This window comes from Nocardia sp. NPDC055053 (genome assembly GCF_053608285.1).
The window spans coordinates 1-1,060 of record NZ_JBSGVD010000091.1 but is presented as its reverse complement, the minus strand read 5'-3'; the positions used below and the strand labels follow the sequence as shown (position 1 = coordinate 1,060).

The window sequence follows — 1,060 nt, the reverse complement described above, 5'->3', positions numbered from 1 at the left end:
CCCTACAGGCTTACACCAGGTATTCCATCACCTGGCCCAGCTACCTTCCTGCGTCACCCCATCGCTTACCTACTACAGCGAAGGTCCCGTGCAGCAATCCTCCCTCTCACCCGAAGGCTCGATAAGAGAACATTTGGACAGTTAGTACCACTGATTCGATATTTGGCGCGGATACACGGGTACGGGAATATCAACCCGTTGTCCATCGACTACGCCTGTCGGCCTCGCCTTAGGTCCCGACTCACCCTGGGCGGATTAACCTGGCCCAGGAACCCTTGGTCATTCGGCGGACGAGTTTCTCACTCGTCTTTCGCTACTCATGCCTGCATTCTCACTCCCGTAGCCTCCACAGCTGGATCACTCCGCTGCTTCCACGGCTACAGGACGCTCCCCTACCCATCCAGACGACTGGCCCGAAGGCGATCTAATGTCTGAATGCCGCGGCTTCGGCGGTGTACTTGAGCCCCGCTACATTGTCGGCGCAGGATCACTTGACCAGTGAGCTATTACGCACTCTTTCAAGGGTGGCTGCTTCTAAGCCAACCTCCTGGTTGTCTAAGCGACCCCACATCCTTTTCCACTTAGTACACGCTTAGGGGCCTTAGCCGGCGATCTGGGCTGTTTCCCTCTCGACTACGAAGCTTATCCCCCGCAGTCTCACTGCCACGCTCTCACACACCGGCATTCGGAGTTTGGCTGACTTCGGTAAGCTTGTGGGCCCCCTAGGCCATCCAGTAGCTCTACCTCCGGCGTGAAACACGTGACGCTGCACCTAAATGCATTTCGGGGAGAACCAGCTATCACGGAGTTTGATTGGCCTTTCACCCCTACCCACAGCTCATCCCCTCAGTTTTCAACCTAAGTGGGTTCGGGCCTCCACGACGTCTTACCGTCGCTTCACCCTGGCCATGGGTAGATCACTCCGCTTCGGGTCCATAATGTGCGACTAAAAAACGCCCTATTCGGACTCGCTTTCGCTACGGCTACCCCACACGGGTTAACCTCGCCACACACCGATGACTCGCAGGCTCATTCTTCAAAAGGCACGCCATCACCCCAC

1 rRNA gene is annotated in these 1,060 nt (G+C 56.8%); it reads right to left on the bottom strand.

From position 1 onward, the window contains the following. Window positions 1-1,060 (bottom strand): 23S ribosomal RNA (locus ACWF82_RS34390); the annotation flags it as partial.